This is a genomic window from Pseudomonas sp. P5_B2 (assembly GCF_056400445.1).
Genome location: NZ_JBFULH010001260.1, coordinates 1 through 787 on the forward strand (window position 1 = coordinate 1; position 787 = coordinate 787).

Genomic DNA, 787 nt, shown 5'->3' on the forward strand with positions numbered 1-787 from the left:
CGCACGCACAAGGCCAGCAGCTCGCTCAAACGGGTGAACCCGCTCAATGCGAAAACCTGATAACGATCCGGATGACGAGCGATCACGTCGAGGGTGCTCAGACCAATCGAACCGGTCGCCCCCAAGACAGTAATCTGTTGTGGGCGACTCACGGTGCAGCCATCCACAACAGCACGGCGAACACCGGAATCGCAGCCGTCAGGCTGTCGATTCGATCCAGGACACCACCATGCCCTGGCAGCAGGTTACTGCTGTCCTTGATGCCCGATTGACGCTTGAACATGCTCTCTGTGAGATCGCCCACCACCGAGATAAAGACGATCACTGCCGCACCGACCAATCCCATCAGCATCTGGGCCAAACCCCAATCACGCACTAAACCGACAATCGCCGTGATCACCAGGCTCAGCAACAAACCGCCGTACACGCCTTCCCAGCTCTTGCCAGGACTGACCTGTGGCGCCAGCTTGCGCTTGCCGAAGGCCCGTCCGGAAAAATACGCACCGATATCCGCCCCCCAGACCAGCACCATCACTGCCATGATCAGCCAGTTACCCAAGGGCTCCTGTTTGATCTGGACCAAGCCTTGCCAGGCCGGCAACAGGATCAGCAGACCGATCACCAGTTTACTGGCGGCGCTGGCCCAGTGTTCGCTGGAGCGCGGGTACGTCAGCACCAGATATGTCGCCACACCCCACCAGAGCACCGAAGCGCCCAATACCCAAGGCGCCAGCCCCGGCAGGATGTACATGACGAACAGTATCAGTGCGACGGCAACGGCATAGGC

At 59.8% G+C, this 787-nt stretch carries 1 protein-coding gene and 1 pseudogene; both read right to left on the minus strand.

Annotated features, from left to right (window positions below):
• Positions 1-152: pseudogene (locus tag AC1DRJ_RS30620) on the minus strand (1-deoxy-D-xylulose-5-phosphate reductoisomerase); the annotation flags it as partial.
• On the minus strand, positions 149-787 hold a 639-nt coding region (locus AC1DRJ_RS30625), incomplete at its 5' end, for a phosphatidate cytidylyltransferase (RefSeq protein WP_477805406.1). The pseudogene AC1DRJ_RS30620 and the gene AC1DRJ_RS30625, both read right to left, overlap by 4 nt.